At 56.0% G+C, this 17,954-nt stretch carries 21 protein-coding genes and 1 other RNA gene; 6 read left to right on the top strand and 16 right to left on the bottom strand.

Going from position 1 to position 17,954, the window contains the following annotated elements:
* The 5 genes from IT527_RS08290 to IT527_RS08270 form a co-directional block, all read right to left on the bottom strand.
* A partial coding sequence (locus IT527_RS08290) for an AIR synthase related protein (protein WP_292968065.1) occupies nt 1-284 on the bottom strand: 284 nt, incomplete at its 3' end.
* Between the two features lie 39 nt (nt 285-323).
* On the bottom strand, nt 324-854 hold the full coding sequence (gene nusB, locus IT527_RS08285) for a transcription antitermination factor NusB (RefSeq protein WP_292968066.1): 531 nt from the start codon (nt 852-854) through the stop codon (nt 324-326).
* 237 nt (nt 855-1,091) lie between these two features.
* The gene (gene ribH / locus IT527_RS08280; protein ID WP_292968064.1) at nt 1,092-1,586 is read right to left on the bottom strand and encodes a 6,7-dimethyl-8-ribityllumazine synthase; all 495 of its coding nucleotides are present in this window, start codon (nt 1,584-1,586) and stop codon (nt 1,092-1,094) included.
* Between the two features lie 56 nt (nt 1,587-1,642).
* Nucleotides 1,643-2,752: a bifunctional 3,4-dihydroxy-2-butanone-4-phosphate synthase/GTP cyclohydrolase II gene (ribBA, locus tag IT527_RS08275; RefSeq protein ID WP_292968063.1), complete on the bottom strand. Its 1,110-nt coding sequence runs from the start codon at nt 2,750-2,752 to the stop codon at nt 1,643-1,645.
* 10 nt (nt 2,753-2,762) lie between these two features.
* Nucleotides 2,763-3,368 carry a riboflavin synthase gene (locus tag IT527_RS08270; RefSeq protein ID WP_292968062.1) on the bottom strand — a complete coding sequence of 202 codons (606 nt, stop codon included), beginning with the start codon at nt 3,366-3,368 and terminating at the stop codon, nt 2,763-2,765.
* Between the two features lie 129 nt (nt 3,369-3,497).
* Between IT527_RS08270 and typA the strand changes: the two genes are divergently transcribed.
* Together typA and IT527_RS08260 are read left to right on the top strand one after the other, a co-directional pair.
* Nucleotides 3,498-5,312 carry a translational GTPase TypA gene (gene typA, locus IT527_RS08265; RefSeq protein WP_292968061.1) on the top strand — a complete coding sequence of 605 codons (1,815 nt, stop codon included), beginning with the start codon at nt 3,498-3,500 and terminating at the stop codon, nt 5,310-5,312.
* An 18-nt stretch (nt 5,313-5,330) separates the two neighbouring features.
* Nucleotides 5,331-5,963 carry a DsbA family protein gene (locus IT527_RS08260; protein WP_292968060.1) on the top strand — a complete coding sequence of 211 codons (633 nt, stop codon included), beginning with the start codon at nt 5,331-5,333 and terminating at the stop codon, nt 5,961-5,963.
* Between the two features lie 24 nt (nt 5,964-5,987).
* Here the strand turns inward: IT527_RS08260 and mutM are convergent, their stop codons facing one another.
* From mutM to IT527_RS08240, 4 genes are read right to left on the bottom strand one after another with little or no spacing between them, the layout of a single operon-like run.
* Nucleotides 5,988-6,803 (bottom strand): bifunctional DNA-formamidopyrimidine glycosylase/DNA-(apurinic or apyrimidinic site) lyase, encoded by an 816-nt coding sequence (gene mutM, locus IT527_RS08255; protein WP_292968059.1) that lies wholly within the window; start codon nt 6,801-6,803, stop codon nt 5,988-5,990.
* Between the two features lie 45 nt (nt 6,804-6,848).
* Nucleotides 6,849-8,201 (bottom strand): GldG family protein, encoded by a 1,353-nt coding sequence (locus IT527_RS08250; protein WP_292968058.1) that lies wholly within the window; start codon nt 8,199-8,201, stop codon nt 6,849-6,851.
* 23 nt (nt 8,202-8,224) lie between these two features.
* Nucleotides 8,225-8,971 carry an ABC transporter permease subunit gene (locus IT527_RS08245; protein WP_292968057.1) on the bottom strand — a complete coding sequence of 249 codons (747 nt, stop codon included), beginning with the start codon at nt 8,969-8,971 and terminating at the stop codon, nt 8,225-8,227.
* Nucleotides 8,968-9,726, bottom strand: a complete 759-nt coding sequence (locus tag IT527_RS08240; protein WP_292968056.1) for an ATP-binding cassette domain-containing protein — start codon at nt 9,724-9,726, stop codon at nt 8,968-8,970. Before IT527_RS08240 ends, IT527_RS08245 begins: the two co-directional genes overlap by 4 nt.
* 358 nt (nt 9,727-10,084) lie before the next feature.
* Between IT527_RS08240 and IT527_RS08235 the strand changes: the two genes are divergently transcribed.
* From IT527_RS08235 to ssrA, 4 genes are all read left to right on the top strand, one after another.
* The gene (locus IT527_RS08235; RefSeq protein ID WP_292968055.1) at nt 10,085-10,777 is read left to right on the top strand and encodes an OmpA family protein; all 693 of its coding nucleotides are present in this window, start codon (nt 10,085-10,087) and stop codon (nt 10,775-10,777) included.
* A gap of 112 nt (nt 10,778-10,889) precedes the next feature.
* Entirely contained in the window at nt 10,890-11,594 is a 705-nt protein-coding gene (ubiG, locus tag IT527_RS08230; RefSeq protein ID WP_292968054.1) for a bifunctional 2-polyprenyl-6-hydroxyphenol methylase/3-demethylubiquinol 3-O-methyltransferase UbiG, read from the top strand.
* A gap of 26 nt (nt 11,595-11,620) precedes the next feature.
* Entirely contained in the window at nt 11,621-12,268 is a 648-nt protein-coding gene (locus tag IT527_RS08225; RefSeq protein WP_292968053.1) for an HAD-IA family hydrolase, read from the top strand.
* A gap of 67 nt (nt 12,269-12,335) precedes the next feature.
* Nucleotides 12,336-12,695: a transfer-messenger RNA gene (gene ssrA, locus IT527_RS08220) on the top strand.
* Between the two features lie 232 nt (nt 12,696-12,927).
* Here the strand turns inward: ssrA and IT527_RS08215 are convergent.
* From IT527_RS08215 to IT527_RS08185, 7 genes are all read right to left on the bottom strand, one after another.
* Entirely contained in the window at nt 12,928-13,380 is a 453-nt protein-coding gene (locus IT527_RS08215; protein ID WP_292968052.1) for a site-specific recombinase resolvase, read from the bottom strand.
* Entirely contained in the window at nt 13,377-14,024 is a 648-nt protein-coding gene (locus tag IT527_RS08210; protein WP_292968051.1) for a DUF2924 domain-containing protein, read from the bottom strand. The genes IT527_RS08215 and IT527_RS08210 overlap by 4 nt, the downstream gene beginning before the upstream one ends.
* A 62-nt stretch (nt 14,025-14,086) precedes the next feature.
* The gene (locus IT527_RS08205) at nt 14,087-14,515 is read right to left on the bottom strand and encodes a hypothetical protein (RefSeq protein ID WP_292968050.1); all 429 of its coding nucleotides are present in this window, start codon (nt 14,513-14,515) and stop codon (nt 14,087-14,089) included.
* Nucleotides 14,516-15,048: 533 nt separating this feature from the next.
* Nucleotides 15,049-15,948 carry a hypothetical protein gene (locus IT527_RS08200; RefSeq protein ID WP_292968049.1) on the bottom strand — a complete coding sequence of 300 codons (900 nt, stop codon included), beginning with the start codon at nt 15,946-15,948 and terminating at the stop codon, nt 15,049-15,051.
* The gene (locus IT527_RS08195; protein ID WP_292968048.1) at nt 15,945-17,210 is read right to left on the bottom strand and encodes a hypothetical protein; all 1,266 of its coding nucleotides are present in this window, start codon (nt 17,208-17,210) and stop codon (nt 15,945-15,947) included. Before IT527_RS08195 ends, IT527_RS08200 begins: the two co-directional genes overlap by 4 nt.
* On the bottom strand, nt 17,149-17,592 hold the full coding sequence (locus tag IT527_RS08190) for a hypothetical protein (protein ID WP_292968047.1): 444 nt from the start codon (nt 17,590-17,592) through the stop codon (nt 17,149-17,151). The genes IT527_RS08195 and IT527_RS08190 overlap by 62 nt, the downstream gene beginning before the upstream one ends.
* 14 nt (nt 17,593-17,606) lie before the next feature.
* Nucleotides 17,607-17,804: an AlpA family phage regulatory protein gene (locus IT527_RS08185; protein ID WP_292968046.1), complete on the bottom strand. Its 198-nt coding sequence runs from the start codon at nt 17,802-17,804 to the stop codon at nt 17,607-17,609.
* Nucleotides 17,805-17,954 lie beyond the last annotated feature (150 nt).

Here is a 17,954-nt window from a genome sequence, read left to right as displayed (position 1 = left end):
TCCTGTGCCAGTGTTTCGGTCAGCGTCAGGGAAAGTGTTATCCAGCGCGGTGTGGCGCCCATGGCGGCCATATCGGAAAGATTGACCGCCAGTACCTTGTGCCCCAGCGCATAAGGTTCGGTATCAGAGAAGAAATGTCGTCCTGCAACCAGTGTATCCACTGATACCGCCCAGTTCATTCCCGGTTTGCAGGCAATCAGTGCAGCATCGTCCCCCGGCCCGAGCACGGCGTTGCGGGATGGGCGGGTGAAGTAGCGATGGATGATGTCAAACTCTGAATTCATGATTGCTTGTTTTTCAGAGGATCCCTTGCGGGCAGCGACTTAGTCGGGCGACCGGTTGCGAGAAGGTGACTGTTGCAGTTCGGTGGCGCGTAACCTGGCAGCAAGTTTATCCAGCACGCCGTTGATGTATTTATGGCCATCTGTCCCGCCATAGCTTTTCGCCAGTTCAATGGCTTCATTGATGATGGCGCGATAGGGAATTTCCGGGTGGTGCGCCATTTCATAGGCCCCGATCAGGAGAATGGCACATTCTACCGGGCTGAGTTCGGCCATAGGCCGATCAAGATGGGATTGAAGCTGTGTTTGCAGATCAGGGGCGTGCTGCAGAACACCCTGCAGTAAATCGGTGAAATAAGAGCCATCTGCTCTGCCGTAAAAATTGACTTGCTGCAGTTGTGCGTCAATATCCCGGGCGCTGCCACCGGCGATCTGCCACTGGTAAATTCCCTGCAAAGCCAGTTCACGTGACAGACGGCGGCGGTTTTTATAGCTTTTGGGGCTTTGAAGACCCGTTGAGCCCTTGGGGGCCTGTTCCGGTTTTGACGGTGGAGCAGCTTCAGTTGACATTATCCTAAAAACCCCGGTTGACTGCTTGTTTGTTGCCTTAACATCATGATAATTTTCAACTTTATTTCCATTTTCGTATTCACCTCTCTGGTAAGTTCGCCACAGGCGGGATTGCACCTTTTCCCGGGTGTATGGCCTGCGTTGCAACTCCCCGGAAGGGAACACCATTCCGCGTTGTTGCGTCTTGCCCTGCACCCGGAAAGAGGCAACTTCTGCCCAGTCCAACTGAGGTTTTTAGGATTATGCAGGTGCAGATTGATCTATTTCGTCCAGCGTTAATACCAGATTGGCCATTTCAACCGCAACCCGTGCGGCTTCAGCGCCTTTTTCAGCCATGCGGGCCGTGGCCTGATCTTCATCATCTGTGGTGAGAATACCATTTGCAATGGGGAGGCTGTATTCCAGCCCGACAGTCATCAGGCCGCGTGCTGATTCATTCGCCACCACGTCAAAATGGTATGTTTCGCCATGAATGACGGCACCCAGTGCAATCAGGGCATCAAACCGGTCCGATGCGGCCAGTTTCTGCAGGGCCACCGGGATTTCCAGCGCCCCCGGTACGGTTACCAGAACGATATCTGCTTCCTGTACACCCAGTCTGGTCAGTTCTGCCGTGCAGGCCCCCAGTAATCCTTCGCTCACATCAAGATTGAAACGGCTCATGACAATACCGACGCACAGTCCGTTTCCATCGAGGTTTGAATCTATTTCAAGAATATTGTCGTAGTAGGACATAACATGTACCTCCTTGTTGAGATCGACTTATCGGACTACTGATAGAAAAAACGGCTTTATTTGTGAATACGGTTTTCCGGTTCCAGATAGCCGGTGACTTCCAGGCCGAAGCCAGTCATGCTGGGCATACGGCGGGGCGCGGCCAGCAGGCGCATTTTACTGATGCCCAGGTCTCTGAGAATTTGTGCGCCGATGCCATGCTGGCGTAAATCCGGAACGGGTTTGTCGGATTGGCGCGGCCTGGTCTGCAGGATCCGCTCAGTCAGCACGCCGGCATCATTCTTGCGGCTCAGCAGGACCACAACACCTTTTCCAGCCCGGGCAACGGCAGCCATGGCGTCATGAATGCTCCAGGAATGGCTGAGGTCGTCCACTTCCAGCAGGTCGATCACTGACAGCGGCTCGTGCACGCGCACCAGCACTTCTTCGCTGGCGTCCCACATTCCTTTTACCAGTGCGAGGTGGGTTACGCCGGCAATCTTATCATGGTAGGCAATCAGCCTGAATTCACCGTGAGCGGTCTGCAGCGGGCGTTCGGTAATGCGTGACACCAGGCTTTCCGTGCGGCTGCGATGCTGGATGAGATCAGCAATGGTTCCGATTTTAAGATAGTGCTTGCCGGCAAATTCAATCAGATCCGGCAACCGTGCCATTTCACCATTTTCCTTGAGAATCTCGCAGATGACAGCAGATTCAGTCAGACCGGCCAGGCGTCCCAGATCACAACCTGCTTCGGTATGGCCGGCACGTGCCAGCACACCGCCTTTTTGTGCCTTGAGCGGGAAAATATGGCCCGGTTGAACCAGGTCTTCCGGTCTGGCATCAGCCTTGACGGCTGCCTGAACAGTACGGGCGCGATCGGCAGCGGAAATACCGGTTGTTACTCCGCTGGCCGCTTCAATGGAAACGGTGAAATTGGTGCCAAGCGGTGAATGATTGTCTGCCACCATCATGGGTAGCCTGAGCTGGTGGCAGCGTTCTTCTGTCAGGGTCAGGCAGATCAGCCCCCTGCCGTATCTGGCCATGAAGTTGATGGCCTCTGGTGTAACGAAGTCAGCGGCCAGAACCAGATCACCCTCATTTTCACGATCTTCCTCGTCAATGAAGATAACCATTTTCCCATCCCTGAAATCTGCCAGAACCTCTTCAATCGGAGAAATTGTCATGACTGCCGCCTCATTGTTGTCTGCCTTGTGCCTGTTCAAGTAACCGTGCCACATACTTCGCTATCATATCGGTTTCCAGATTCACTTTCCTGCCGGGCGCAAACTGCCCGAACGTTGTATTGGCCAATGTATGGGGGATGAGGTTGATTTCAATCTGTCCGGTGCTGATCTGATTCACGGTAAGGCTGACGCCATCCACAGTAATTGATCCTTTGGGAATAATGTATTTGAGCAGTTGTGATGGCGGCCGGATGGCCAGCAGACAGCGATCACCCGCCTGTGCAAATGTAACAACCTCACCGATCCCTTCTACATGACCACTGACCAGATGGCCATCCAGCCGGTCGGAAAACCGCAGTGCTTTTTCCAGGTTGACCGGGTTGCCTGGTATATCCAGCCCGTGCGTGCAGCTCAGGGTTTCGCCGGATACATCAACAGTGAAGCATCCCGTATCAAACGCAGTGACAGTGAGGCAGGCGCCATTGACGGCGATACTGTCGCCAATGGCAACATCCGTGAGATCCAGCCTGCCCGGGTCGATGTGAATACGCATTGCATCCTTTTCCGGGTGAATGTGTCTGATGCTGCCAACGGCTTCAATGATTCCTGTAAACATGCTTTTTCGGGGTTTGAACAAATCCTGCTACCAGCAGATAACACTCTGATTAGTCAGGATGTTCGATCGCTGATATAATTCACGGTTTGTCCGGGATTGCCCGGACCGACTCCTGAGGAACTTTCAATTATGACACGCCTGCTCCGTAATATCGCCATTATCGCCCATGTGGACCACGGCAAGACCACAATGGTGGATAAGCTGCTGCATCAGGCCGGCACCTTTGCCGCGCACCAGAACATCGCTGAACGGGTGATGGATTCGGACGATATTGAGCGTGAGCGCGGGATCACGATTTTTTCCAAGAATTGTGCAATCGACTATGCCGGTGTCCATATCAATATCGTGGATACCCCGGGCCACGCTGATTTTGGTGGTGAGGTTGAGCGTGTGCTGTCAATGGTCGATGGTGTACTGCTGCTGGTGGATGCTGTTGAAGGCCCGATGCCGCAAACCCGGTTTGTGACCCGTAAGGCGCTGGCTGCCGGTTTACGCCCGATCGTGGTCATTAACAAGATTGATCGGCCCGGCGCCCGGCCGGACTGGGTGGTAAACCAGACATTCGATCTGTTCGACAAACTGAATGCCACCGAGGCGCAGCTGGATTTTCCGGTGGTGTACGCTTCCGCACTCAACGGTTTTGCCACGCTCGATCCAAATCAGCCCTGCAGTGACATGCGCCCGTTGTTTGACATGATTCTCAAGCATGTTCCGGAGCCGACGGGAGAAGTTGATCAGCCGCTGCAGCTGCAGATCAGTGCGCTTGATTATTCCAGTTTCGTCGGGCGTCTTGGTATTGGCAGAATCAGTCGCGGTTGTCTGAAGCCGGGGCAGGACGTTATGGTGCTGACGGGTAACCAGACACCGAAAAAGGCGCGGGTCAACCAGGTTTCCGGTTTTCGCGGGCTGGAGCAGGTTCCGCTGAGCGAGGCTGCTGCCGGTGAAATTGTGCTGGTCAGCGGTATTGAGGAACTCAGTATCGGAACGACACTGGCAGATATTAACCGCCCTGAGGCATTACCGATGCCGGTGGTCGATGAGCCGACGCTTTCAATGAATTTTCAGGTCAACACTTCGCCTTTTGCAGGCAGGGAAGGCAAGTTTGTAACCAGCCGCCAGCTGCGTGAACGGCTTGAAAAGGAATTACTGACCAATGTGGCGTTGCGACTGGAAGAAACCGGTGAAACCGATTCGTTTCTGGTTTCCGGACGTGGTGAACTGCATCTGACCATTCTGCTCGAAAACATGCGTCGTGAAGGTTATGAGATGGCGGTATCCCGTCCCAGAGTGGTCATCCGTGAAATTGACGGTGTGAAATGCGAACCGTTTGAAGTGCTGACCATTGATATTGATGAAGCCAACCAGGGTTCGGTAATGGAAGTGCTGGGAACACGTCGCGGTGATCTGCTGGATATGGTGAGTGACGGGCGCGGCCGGGTCAGGCTGGATTACCGTATTCCCGCACGTGGTCTGATTGGATTCCAGTCTGAATTCATGACACTGACGCGCGGCACCGGCATTATGAGCCATGTTTTCGATGAATACGCACCAATGCGGCCGGATATGGCCTCACGCAAAAACGGCGTGCTGATTTCAGCGGAAATGGGTGAGGCTGTGGCTTACGCGCTGTGGAAGCTGCAGGAGCGCGGACGCATGTTTGTCAGTCCCGGGGAGCCATTGTATGAAGGTATGGTGATTGGCATCCACAGTCGTGAGAATGATCTGGTCGTCAATCCGATCAAGGGCAAGCAGCTGACTAACATTCGGGCATCCGGACATGATGAGGCTGTCGTGCTGACGCCGCCAATCCAGTTGACGCTGGAATCAGCCATCGAATTCATTGCAGATGACGAGCTGGTCGAGATTACACCCAAAAGTATCCGCATCCGTAAACGCTTCCTGCTGGAACACGAGCGCAAGCGTGCATCCCGCAGCGCAGCCTGACATATTTTGCCGGCAGCCATGGAAAAACCGGTTCTGTGGTATATCGCCGATCCAATGTGCTCGTGGTGCTGGGGGTTTGCACCGGTAATCGAAACAATCCGGCAGGAATATGCGGCAGCGTTAACGGTGAAGGTGCTGCCGGGCGGCTTGCGGCCGGGAACGGATACACCGCTTTTGCCGGAAAAAAGAGCTCAGATCCTGCATCACTGGTATTCAGTACACGCGGCTACCGGCCAGTCCTTCACTTTTGAGAATGCTTTACCGGAGGGATTGGTTTATGACACCGAGCCTGCCTGCCGGGCTGTTGTCAGCGTTTCACTGATTGAGCCGGACAGGGTGTTTCTTCTGTTTGCCGCAATTCAGCAGGCGTTTTATGTCCGGCAGGAGGACGTTACCCGGTTTGCCGTCCTGAAAAAGCTTGCAGTGGATCTGGGCATACCGGAATCACGGTTTGCTGCGATGTTTCAGTCAGATGAAGCGAAACAGCAAACGCAGGCAGGTTTTCAGCGTGCGGCACAATGGGGAATCAGCGGGTTCCCGGCACTTGTGATAGAACATGGATCGGGTCGCTATCTGATTACCGCGGGGTATCGTCCGGTTGCAGCGCTGTGTCAGCTGCTGGATACCTGGCTGCAGCAGTTTGCTGACTGAATCCGGGCAGGGATCAGACAGTTTTTACTGTTGGCACTGTGCGCAAAAGAAAGTGGATCGCTGGCCCTGCCGTGTTTTACTCACGAGCCCTCCGCATTGCCGGCATGGCTGGCCGGCTCGCCCGTATACCCAGTATTGCTGCTGAAAATAGCCGGGGCTGCCTTCGCAATCCGTGAAATCGCGCAGGCTGCTGCCCCCGGCCTCGATTGCGCGCTGTAAAGTTGCCCTGACAGCATCAGCCAGCCGTTCACAGTGCGCCATATTTAAACTGCCGGCCGCGACTAATGGAGAAATACCGGCATGAAACAGGGCTTCATTGGCGTAGATATTTCCCACTCCGACCACGATGTGCTGATTCATCAGTGCCTCCTTGATGCTGACACTGCGGCCACGTGTCTTTTCATGCAGAAATTGCCCGCTGAAGGCGTCGCTCAGGGGTTCCGAGCCCAGTTTCTGCAACAGTGGGTGCTCCTGGACATTTCCTTCCCACCATAATATGGCACCAAACCGCCGCGGGTCACGGAAACGCAGCATCGTTCCATTATCCATCTGCAGATCGAAATGTTCGTGTCGTTGGGGCGGGGTGGATGCCGGCAGCACGCGCAAACTGCCTGACATGCCCAGATGCAGGATGAGCGTGCCCTGATTGCAGGTGAGCAGCAGGTATTTTGCCCGCCGGGTAACCATGCGGATCTGCTGTCCGGGTAACAGGGTGGTCAGCCCGGGAGGAACAGGCCAGCGCAAAACAGGGTTGCGAATGCTGACCTGTGTAATGACTCTGCCAGCCAGATGTGCGCTGATTCCGCGACAGGTAATTTCGACTTCAGGTAATTCCGGCATGGTCGGGCTGGGAGCGGAAAAAAGCAGCAGAAACCGGATCGTGCATTATCTGCGCTTGCGATACCAGCTAATTGCAATCCCGCTGATCAGAAACACCAGCGGAAGGAGAATCAGAAAGCCGGTAGCGATAAGCGTTAGCTGCAGCTCGTTCAGTGCCAGCCGGCTGTCACGGGTGACACGCGGCTGAATCGGGATAAATGCTTCATCACCGGCAAGCCAGTTGATCATGTTTATGCCCAGATCCAGATTGCCGCCGTTGCCAAGATAACCGTTGGCCAGAAAATGCCCGCTGCCGGCAACGATAATCCGCTGTTCGCGATCTTCTGCTTCCCGGCTTAATGCCACTGCGACAGCAATCGGACCTGCCACATCATTTTCCTTGTCAAAAGTAATTTTACCTTCCAGCGGACCGGTTTCCACCCAGCCTTCCGGTGCGGCTTCTGTCAGGATAACGCTGTGCCAGTCGCTGTTTTCTTCCGGAATAAGCTGGCGCGCAAGAGGAAAGACAGTGAGGTAATCAAAGTTTTCCGTTACGGCATGGGCGCCGTAGAGTGTGCCCAGCGCAAATGTGATTGGCAATCTTAATTTATCTGCCTGCGGGTCAACAATTGTGCCAGGGGTAAACATGATTCCCAGTCTCTCGGCCAGTGGCAGCAGTCCGTTTAATGAACCGGTATCGACCAGCCACAGCAGATTTCCGCCGCGGGCGAGATAATCCAGAATCTGTTTTACTTCACCTTCCAGCAGGTCAGCCTGCGGGGATGCAATGACCAGCACACCGGTGCCGGGAATTTCTGATTGTTCGGTGAAGCTGAATGGCTTGCTGTCAAAACCGGTTTCCCGCAGTTTTTTACCAAAATTGCCCAGATCACGCTGGGAGATCCCGTCCATTTTCCGTTCACCGTGGCCGGATAATTCCAGCAGCTGTTTTTTTCCGGTACGTGCCAGTCGAACCAGCGCATTTGAAAATGCCTGTTCGTTGATCGAAGTAAGGCGCTCTTTGCGATCATTGTAGTGAATAACAATTTCACCATTAAGCCTGATACCGGCAGATTGTGCTTCCTGCGGCTGTTTTACCGGATCAATGAAATCCAGAGTGAGGTCGGGCTTTATGCGCTGATATACGCTGATGAAGTTACCAATGATCCCGCGAATATCGCCCAGCTGCAGATCCTGCTGTGTGGCATAAACCGTAACGTGTAACGGACCATCGAGCTTTTTCAGCAGATCAGTGCTGGCCTGACTCAGGCTGTTGCGGCTGTTCTGGCTGAAATCCCACTGAGTGCGGAATTCCTGTGCCAGATACCCCAGCATTCCCGTCAGTGCCAGAAACAGGGCGATGAATACGCTGTTCTGCCAGCGGGATCGTAGCCATAACGTTTTATTAAAGAGGGCCATAAAAAACCGGTTGGATGGAAAACTCAGCCATGCAGTCGTTCATTTTCCAGATGACGGATGGTCAACACCAGAAAAATAATGGTGAACAGGAGGAAAAAAGCCAGACTGAACGAGTCGATCAGGCCGATATTGAAATTCTCGAAATGTCTGAACAGTGAAAAATGGCGTGTGGCACTTTCCGGGCCGATGGTCATGATATCCATAACCCACAGGCACAGCAGTACGCCCAGGCTGCCCAGTGCCGCTACAGCCGGGTGTGACGTGAGGCTGGAAATATACAGCCCCAGTGCAGCAAAACAGCTTGCCAGCAGAATCAGGCCGATCACATTGCTGCCCAGCAGGCCGAAATCCAGTATTCCCCCGGTCAGCAATGATGCCGCCAGTATCACGATCAGCAGTGGCACCAGGCAGAAGAAGATCATCAGCGCCAGAAATTTGCCGAGTACGATCGCGGATATGGAAATTGGGGCAGAGATCAGCAGGGGTAGCGTATGGTTGCGACGTTCTTCGGCAAACAGGCGCATGCTCAGTACCGGGGTGACTGCCAGCAGTACGAGAGAGGCTACGGAAAATACCGGCGAAATGATGACTTCAGTGACGCCGGGTGGATTGGCCAGTTGTGTCAGCTGGGATTGAATTTCAAGAAAGGTGTTTAATCGCCCCAGAAATACCCAAGCCAGTATCAGCTGCATTCCCGCCAGAAAAATCCAGATCAGCGACGATGCAAATAACAGTTTCAGTTCCTTGCGGGTGATGGTAAGCAGCATCATTGCACTGACTCCCCGGCAGATATATCTCCGGCCGTAAGCTGGGTAAACAGATTTTCCAGATTCATGTTCTGCTGTTTCAGATTATCCAGACTGTCATCCAGTACCAGTTTGCTCTGGTGCATGATTTGCACGCGGTTACAGACACTTTCCACTTCCGGAAGGATGTGGGAAGACAGAATGATGGTGTGTGTTTTGCCCAGCTCCCGAATCAGTGTACGTACTTTCTGTATCTGGTTTGGATCAAGTCCGGCTGTTGGTTCATCCAGAATAATCAGTGGCGGGCGATGGATAATTGCCTGGGCAATTCCAACCCGCTGCTGATAGCCTTTTGACAGGATACCAGTCAGTCGTTTCCCTACGTCAGTAAGTTCACACTGTTGTTTTACTTCATCCAGCGCGATTTGCAGCGCTGATCCGGTAAAACCATGCAGCCGGGCAGCAAAGCACAGATACTCATCAACAGTCAGTTCTTTATAGAGTGGCGGGATTTCAGGCAAATAGCCAATATGGCGTTTTGCTTCGAGCGGGTTATCCTGCAGATCTATGCCGCAAATGCGCACATTTCCACTGCCGGGCGCCAGATTACCGGTCAGCATCCGCATGGTAGTACTTTTTCCGGCACCATTCGGACCCAGAAATCCGAGAATGTCACCACGGTACAATTTCAGACTCACGTCCTGTACGGCGACACGCTGACCAAACTTGCGGTTTAAGCCGGTTACTTCAATAACCGGATCGGTATTATTTGAAATCACGATGGTATCTGTTATCTATTTTGCATAATAGTGTACTCGCTTCGGCGACAGCTCCGGTTAACAGGCTGTTAAAAAGGCAGCCTGGCTGCTTCCATATTTATCTCATTGTTTGTAAAAATCTTTCTGTTAAATATGCTTTGTTTATACCGCATCATTTGGTTTGATACAGTGTTGTATTAAAGACACACTCAGGTTTGACAAAGATAAAAGGATCAACTCATAATCCCCGCCAGTAGTGTACGAACAGTTACGCTGATTGTGGTGAGCGGGAGCGCCGTGACAGTGCGAATGATCGTATAAATGGGGTGCGTAGGGTGGTTAGTAGAGGATTTTTATACTTAAGGATAAGGACAATAGCATGAAAAAATTGACATTTGCCAGGAAATATCTGATAGGAGCCGTTATTTTACCCGGGCTGCTGGCATCCGGCGCGGTAATGGCCAATTCACACGGGGAAGAGAGACAGGGTTTCAGTGCAGCCGATAAGCCTGAAGCCTATGCTGCAGATGATAATGGTGTTGTTGCCAGAAACTCAACCGGCCTGTGCTGGCGTACCGGCTACTGGACCCCTGCCAAGGCCATTTATGAATGTGATCCTGATCTGGTTAAACAGCCTGAGACAGTGGCTGAAGCGCCGGTACCCGCCCCTGTTGTCACCGAGCCTGAAAAAGTATCTTTCTCGGCTGATGCGCTGTTTGATTTTGATAAGGCAATCCTGAAACCGGCAGGTAAGCAGGCGCTGGATGATTTCGCAGCCAACCTGGAAGGTGTCAATTATGATCTGATCATCGCGGTTGGTTATACTGACCGTATTGGTTCGGAAGCGTACAACAAAAATCTGTCAGTTAAGCGTGCTGAAGCAGTTAAAAGCTATCTGGTTTCCAAAGGAATCGGTTCGGATCGCATCTTTACTGATGGCAAGGGTAAAGCCAACCCGGTAACAGGTGATTCCTGCAAAGGAAGCAAGGCAACCAGGGCACTGATCAACTGCCTGGCACCGGATCGTCGTGTAGAAATTGAAGTTGCCGGTACCAGAGAAACCGTTAACTGAAATTCGTATCACAATCATTCGGATCAGTAAAAAGCCCTGCCAGTGTGCAGGGCTTTTTGGTATGAAAAACCCTGGTGCTGTTTTCCAGTTAAATTTCAGGTAAGTAAATTGTATGAAGAATGACGGTATTAATGCAGATCCGGCGGAGCTGGAAAAATTCAGTCAACTGGCACACCGCTGGTGGGATCCAAACAGTGAATTCAAGCCACTGCATGAAATCAATCCGCTTCGTCTGGGTTATATCAATGAAATTGCAGGGTTAAGCGGGAAAACGGTTGTTGATGTCGGCTGTGGCGGCGGGATTTTGTCAGAAGCCATGGCAACACAGGGTGCTGTCGTAACGGGAATTGACCTGGGAGATAAGGCGCTGAAAGTTGCCAAATTGCATTTGCTGGAAAGCGGCAATCAGGTGGAGTACCGGAAAATAACCGTAGAAGCGCTTGCAATAGAACAGCCGAATCATTATGACGTTGTTACCTGTATGGAGATGCTGGAACATGTACCGGATCCTGCCAGTGTGATCCAGTCATGCGCGCGACTTGTGAAAAATGGCGGATGGGTATTTTTTTCAACGCTGAACCGCAATCCGAAATCCTATCTCTATGCCATCCTCGGTGCTGAGTACATTCTTCGCCTGCTGCCGCGAGGAACACACGAATATGCAAAATTCATTAAGCCTTCTGAACTCGCGCACATGGCTCGTACCGCCGGACTTATGGAATCTGGAATCATCGGCATGACTTATAATCCGATCACAAAAATCTACGCTCTGGAAGCAGACACCAGCGTTAACTACATCATGGCATTTCAGGCCTGATTGAGACCGGTACACAAACACGACGGATGATCAAAGCCGTTTTATTCGATTTTGATGGCACTATTGCGGATACCGCACCGGATCTTGGTCGCGCGCTTAATCGGCAGCGTGTTGCCCGTAACCGGCCACCGCTGCCGATTGAACTGATCCGTACCGTTGCTTCTGCCGGGGCACGCGGATTGCTGGAGCTTGGTTTTAACCTGAAACCGGGGGACTCCGCATACCAGGCCATGCGGGAAGAATTTCTCTCCCTTTATACAGAACAGTTATGTGAGGATACGTGCCTGTTTCCGGGCATTGCCAAATTGCTTGATCAACTGGACAGCCAGGCAATTCCATGGGGAATTGTCACGAACAAGCCAGCCAGGTTTACCCGGCCGCTTATGCACCTGCTTGGGTTACATCATCGCGCAGGATGCATTATCAGTGGAGATGATACCGCCCACACCAAACCCCACCCGGAGCCGTTACTTACCGCCTGCCAGCAGATAAACGCAGTGCCTGATCGCTGTATTTATCTGGGAGATGATATTCGTGACGTACAGGCCAGTCTCGCTGCCGGGATGAAGCCCATCGTGGCACTCTACGGCTATCTTGGCAACAGCGCACCACCAGAAACATGGGGCGCTTCCGGGCTGATAGATCACCCGGGTGATCTGCTGCACTATATTTAATCTGTTACAATCCTCCGGTTGAACTTTCTCATCAACACCAGCTCTTATACGTTACGAATTCATGTTCGGGGGCGATCCGGTTTCGACGTGGGTTGCAAAGCAGCGCAGGGCATACCGAGGTTCAGTATCCTCGTAAAACAGCTGAAAAAAAATAGTCGCAAACGACGAAAACTACGCTTTAGCCGCTTAATCCGGCTAAACTCCACGCCGGTGGGCCTCAACGCCGGGTCTGGCAACAGACAGTGGAGTCATTAACGAGGATCGCGCCTTGCAGGGTTACTTTACAGGGTGCTAAAAAATAGGTGACTCGCCTGTCATCAGCCTGCCGGTTGGCGGATGTCAGGTTAAATCAAATAACATGGCTAAGTATGTAGAACTGTCTGTAGAGGACTTGCGGACGCGGGTTCAATTCCCGCCGCCTCCACCAATCACAAGGGCTCGGATAGTCTCCGGGCCCTTTTTCTTGCCTGAAATCCCCGCACCACGCGGGGTTCCGGCCAGCAGTGCTGCGGGTGGCTATCTGCCGAAACGCCCGGAATCGGCCATTTTCTCCGCCAGAGCCGTCTCTTTTCTCTGTTTGGCTTGCGGGTAGGCGCAGATGGCGCTCTAGCAAAATCAACCACTTACGCGCGCGGTTCACTGTCAACCAAGGCCAGCGGTCAAGCATCGAACGCTGCCACCACCTCCCGCTGTGCCACCCAGTCGATCGGCAGCGGATTGCGCTGGAACCACAGCAAGCTCATGCACCGGGGCTGCTGCCCGGCCAGGATGCTCTGGATGATGGCGGGCTCCAGCAGCGTCAGGCGCAGCAGTTCGTTGACCGTCGAGTGGTGCAGGCCTTCGCGCTGAGCGATCTCGCTGCCACTGCCGACCACGCCGTCGTCGAGCAGTTGCTGCCAGTAGAAGGCCCGCGATAGCGCCACCAGCAAGGGCTGGTCGATCTGCGTGGCAATTTTCCCCGGCGCATCCAGTTGGCCGTCGGGGCGAATTACCACCTTGCTGCCGCCACGCTTGCGGATCTTGAGTGGGATGAAGGTGGAGATTTTGATCTGCGCACCATCCCGCCGTTCGCGGGCGACGGCTGCACCCAAGGTCTGCACTTTCGGCTTCATACTGTTTCCTCCTGCTGCTCCCATTCCTGCAAGTCCGCGCCGATGCTGCCCGGCAGCAGTTCCCCGGCCAATTCCTGCCAGCCCTGATCGCGCCAGATGATTTCCAGCCCGCCGTCGGCAATCACCACGCGCTCGATCAGCAGTTGCGCCAGTCGGCACTGCTCGGCAGGGAACAACTCTCGCCACAGCCCCGCCTCCTTGCCGCCGCGCAGGCCAAAGAACTTTGGCCCGCTCCACTGCGTGCCAGTGATGTGGCGCGCCACTGCCGACAGGCTCTTGAACCGCTGACCGTTGAGCTCGTACAGGCCATCCGGGGTGACGGTGACGCGGTACTCGCGCTCATCCCATTCGCGGATCAGCGTGGTGCCGGGCATCAGCAGGGTTTGCGTGCCGCGCCCGGCGGTGGTCTTGATCTTGGAATGCTTGGCACCGGCCTCGACCAGCATCTTGCGCAGGTTGCCGGGCAGCGCGCCGTAGGCCTGCTCCTGAATGCGGTAGGCCAGACGCGACTCGACGTAATTGCGATTGCGGTGATTGGGCCGCCGGGCAAAGTGCTGATCCCACAGCGCCCAGAGTTCGGCCATTGGCAGGGACGGCAGCGCCGCCAGTTGCGCACGCACGCTGCCCGTGTGTTGTGTTTCCATGAGTGTGAATCTCCCGTTGTTGAGACAGGTGAATGAACGCGCTGTGGCGGCCACAAGCCAAGTCAAACCGCGCTCTGGGCGGACATTGCTGTCGCACCGTCGTCACGTTCGCCCAACAGGGTTTGCACCTTGCCGGTGCGGGAGTCCTTGATACCAAGGATGTAGACCTGTCCTTGCCAGACGCCACAGGCCACATCGATGTCCTCGTCCTCCATCGGCAGCAGCCAGCCGGTCACGCCCTCGAGCAAATCCAGCAGGTCTTGCGGTTGGCGGATGGGTTTGCGCAGCGCGTGCTGGAACTGGTCGGCATAGACCAGAACCTCGAGCGGCACTTCAGGGAAGTTCTGCTGGCTGATGATGGGAATCCAGGCCAGCAGGCGACCGCTGTTGATCCAAGCCAGCACGCGCTGCTCGACTTCCGGGCTGCACTGGGGCAGGCGCTGGCTGGTGATAGGGGTAGTGCTGCTGGATGTGTTCGTCGTGGTGTTCATTTCGTATTCCTTGAAGGTGGTAACCCGGCGCGGTGCCGGGTGGTAACCGCCGGTGGTAACTGGTAACCCTGTCGCGGGGCTTGTCGCTGGCGGGGCAGCGCGCTCGCGCCCCCCGCATGGTTTTGTGGCGAGGAAGGACCCGTTTCACCTGCGTCGTGGCCTTGGTCGCTGCTGTTGCCGTTGGATGCGCAGCTGCCACCAACGCGTGAGGCGGCGCTCGATGCGCGCGGCCATGCACAATCAGCGCCACCACCACGGCCACTGGATTCGCGCACGGCGCGGCCTGCGCACAAGTGGGGTCGGAGGCCAATTCGCCACACTGTGCGAAGGTGCGCTCCACGGTGCCTGTGATACGGGTGGCAGCACGCCCACACCGTCGTCATTGAAGGTTGGGCGCGTTGCCGGTGGAAGCCGTTGCTGCCGGATCAACTGACGATCCAGCACGTCTGGCCCGGGGGCGATGCGTGGCGACAGCGGCCCGATGCGGCTGGGTTGGTACTGGCGGGAGGGTTGGATTTCCATCACGGCCTCCCTCACACATCCACACGTACGACGGTCGACAGGTCGTGGCCGGGATCAAGGTGCTTCTTGGGCGGATTGGAATCGGGCGCGTAGATACGGCGCTCATCATTCTTGGCCTTGGGGTGGTAGACCTTCAGCCCCCAGCCGTCAAAGCCTGCACTGCGCAGGGTGTTGTCCAGCGCCGTGACCAGTTCGCTGTCGGTGCGGGTGAATGCATCGTTGAGGTCACGCAACTCTTCAAACGTGAGTCCGGCGATCAAGGTCGGCAGCAATTCGCCATCGCGTGCCCGTCCAATCAGCTCGTGGTCATAGCAGGTGCAGGCATCTCCCGTCACGCGGGTGTGGGTCAGGCGCACGCGCTGCAGCAGTACCGCCTCCACGCTCTGCATCTCGCGCCAGGCTTGAACGAAAGTCTTGGCGGCCTCCAGCATTCGCTGTGCGCTGGGCTGGAAGATGCGGCGGATTTCCTGATCGATCAGCGCTTCATCCATCCCTGCCACCATCTGCCCGGCCAGATCGTTGATGTACTGCTCCAGCGCCTTGACACGGGTCGGCGCTTCCAGCATCTGCTGCGTGGCTTGGACGCGTGCGGCCTGTTCCTGCGCTAGTGCCTGCTGGTGCTCCTGATCGAATTTGATGAGCGCATCCGCATCACCCAAAGCCCGCAGCATTTCACGCTGGATGGTCAGCGTCATCTCGGGCTCGGCAGGTTTGTCCCAGCCTGAGGTGATGCGGTTGGCGGCCACCAATGCGGCAATGGCCTGGTCATACTTGGCGTTCTGCTGCCGCAGGCGCTCGAACATCTGCGCCACGGCGCTGACATCTCCGATCTCGTTCACGGGCGATGCGGCCTTGGCGGGTTTCGGGTTGGCCGCTGTGGCAGCCTTCTTATTGAAGGGACTGACGTTCATTTGTGTTCTCCATAGCGAATGCCGCCCATTGAGGAAGGGATGCCGGGCGGCGTGGCGTGCTGAATGCCTGAATTGCGGATGTGCGCGATGCGCCACAGCGCACCGTCGCGGCTGTGGCCCTGGTGGCTGATGTCGATGCCCTTGGCGCGGTAGGCCGGGGCGATGCGGCGCAACTGATCGGCCAGCCCCTTCGGGGAACGCGGCCAAGTGTTGCGGTCGGGGATGCTGTGGGTGTTCAGCAGGTCGTAGAGCTGACCGGCCGTGCCCTGCCAGTGGATCGGCAGGATGCGATCTGCGAGGTATTTGTCCAAGGCCTGCGCGACGGCGTTGCTCTCCAGCGCCCGGTCGATACCTGCCCGCACGAGCTCGGCGTACTGCTGCTGGAATTCACCGGGCGCGAACCCGAGGGCATGCGCCACCGCCTCGCCCAGCCGTTCAAAATCGGCCATGCGCTGTTTGTGGGTCAGCTTGACCGTCGGCAGAATCGCCAGCGCCGCCGAGAACAAATCCAGCAGGCCCGCAAACACCGCGGGCTGATCGCATTCCCAGCCCGTGTGCGTGTCGGCATCGTCGCGCCGGGCATCGGCGGCAATGGTCGGCAGATCGACGTGGATCACTCGGTCGATCAGATCGGGCCGCGTGGCAACCACGGCGATGCCGTTCAAGATCACCGGGCGCTTGGTTTCCATCACGTCCTCCACCGTCTTGGGGCGACCGCGCAGCATCACCTTGTTGGGGTCGATCAGGCTGCGCAGCACCGACTGCGTGGTGGACTTGGCCGAACCCTGTTCGCCCACCAGTTCCAGCACCGGGAATGTGGTATCGGGGCGCAAGCCATCCAGCAGCCACGCCAGCACCATCACGCGGCGATCCGTTGGGATATTGGTGTGCTGCCAGAGCAGGCCGACATCGCCGCGTGCAGCAGGCATCGGCAGCACTCGCATCGAGGGCGTGCGCGTGAAGTACAGCGGTGATTCGTTGACCACGCGCCAGCCCTGCGGCGTGACGTGAATGGCCTGCCACTGTTCATCGGCCAGGTCGATGAGGTAGCCGTCGTCACAGCGGGCAGCGCGAACGTGGACTTCGATCTCGTCGCCATCGTTGATGCCCGCCGCCGCCAGCGTGGCCAGCGCCGACTTCATCGTGGCTTCCGGTACGCCTATTTCCTTGGCCCGCCAATAGGCAGCACGCAGCCACTGCTCAAAACCCGAGGAATACACCCGCCACACCTCGCGCCGACCGGGCATCGGGATCACTGCCACGGCATTGCGTGCGGGCCAGTGCCACCAACTCATCGAGCGCGCTGGCGTCGTCATCGCAGGCAGGCAGCTCGGCGCGCACCAGCTTGTCGAGCAGCGTTACCGAGCACTCGCGGTTGGCCTTCTTGGCGGCGTGGCGCAGGCGCAAATAGCTGGGCTGATCGGTGGCCTTGAGGATGGCGAAGGCACGCACCACGTCCTCCTCGGCCAGCACGCCCACGTCGTCGGCCAAGCGGATCAGCGCCGCCTCGATCACGCCAGCGGGATCGGTGTCCACTGCCGGAGCCGGAATAGCCGCTGCATCCACCTCGACGCCGTGATGGTCGTGAGGGTGGTGACGGTCGTTCTCTACTACTCCGTCTGGGGAAAGGATGGATGCGCTCATCGTCATCGCCCGGATCAGCGCGAGCGTTCGATGAGGGCGCGAATGTCCTCAGCGCGCCAGACCGTGGTCTTGGCTCCGAGCTTGATGCCTTGGGGGAATTTGCCTTCCCGGATGCCCGCCCACCACGCGGAGCGGCTGATGGGGATCAGGGACAGAATCTGCGGTAACCGTACAAAGCCGGTATCGGGCAGGGTGGGACGGGGTGATTTCATGATGAGCATCCGTGGTCGTTTCAGGATGCTCTGTATTGAATACCTCGATTTCCGGCAGAGGAACGACCGGTGCGCGCAGGCTGCACACGCTGCGCGCAGCGAGAGTGCTTTTGCTATTTCTGCAGATCAGAAACCGGCGGCGTACGGCCT

It is taken from the genome of Nitrosomonas sp. (assembly GCF_020852615.1).
Classification (GTDB): Bacteria; Pseudomonadota; Gammaproteobacteria; order Burkholderiales; family Nitrosomonadaceae; genus Nitrosomonas.
The sequence above is the reverse complement of the archived record's forward strand: the minus strand, read 5'-3'. Positions and strand labels throughout refer to the sequence as shown.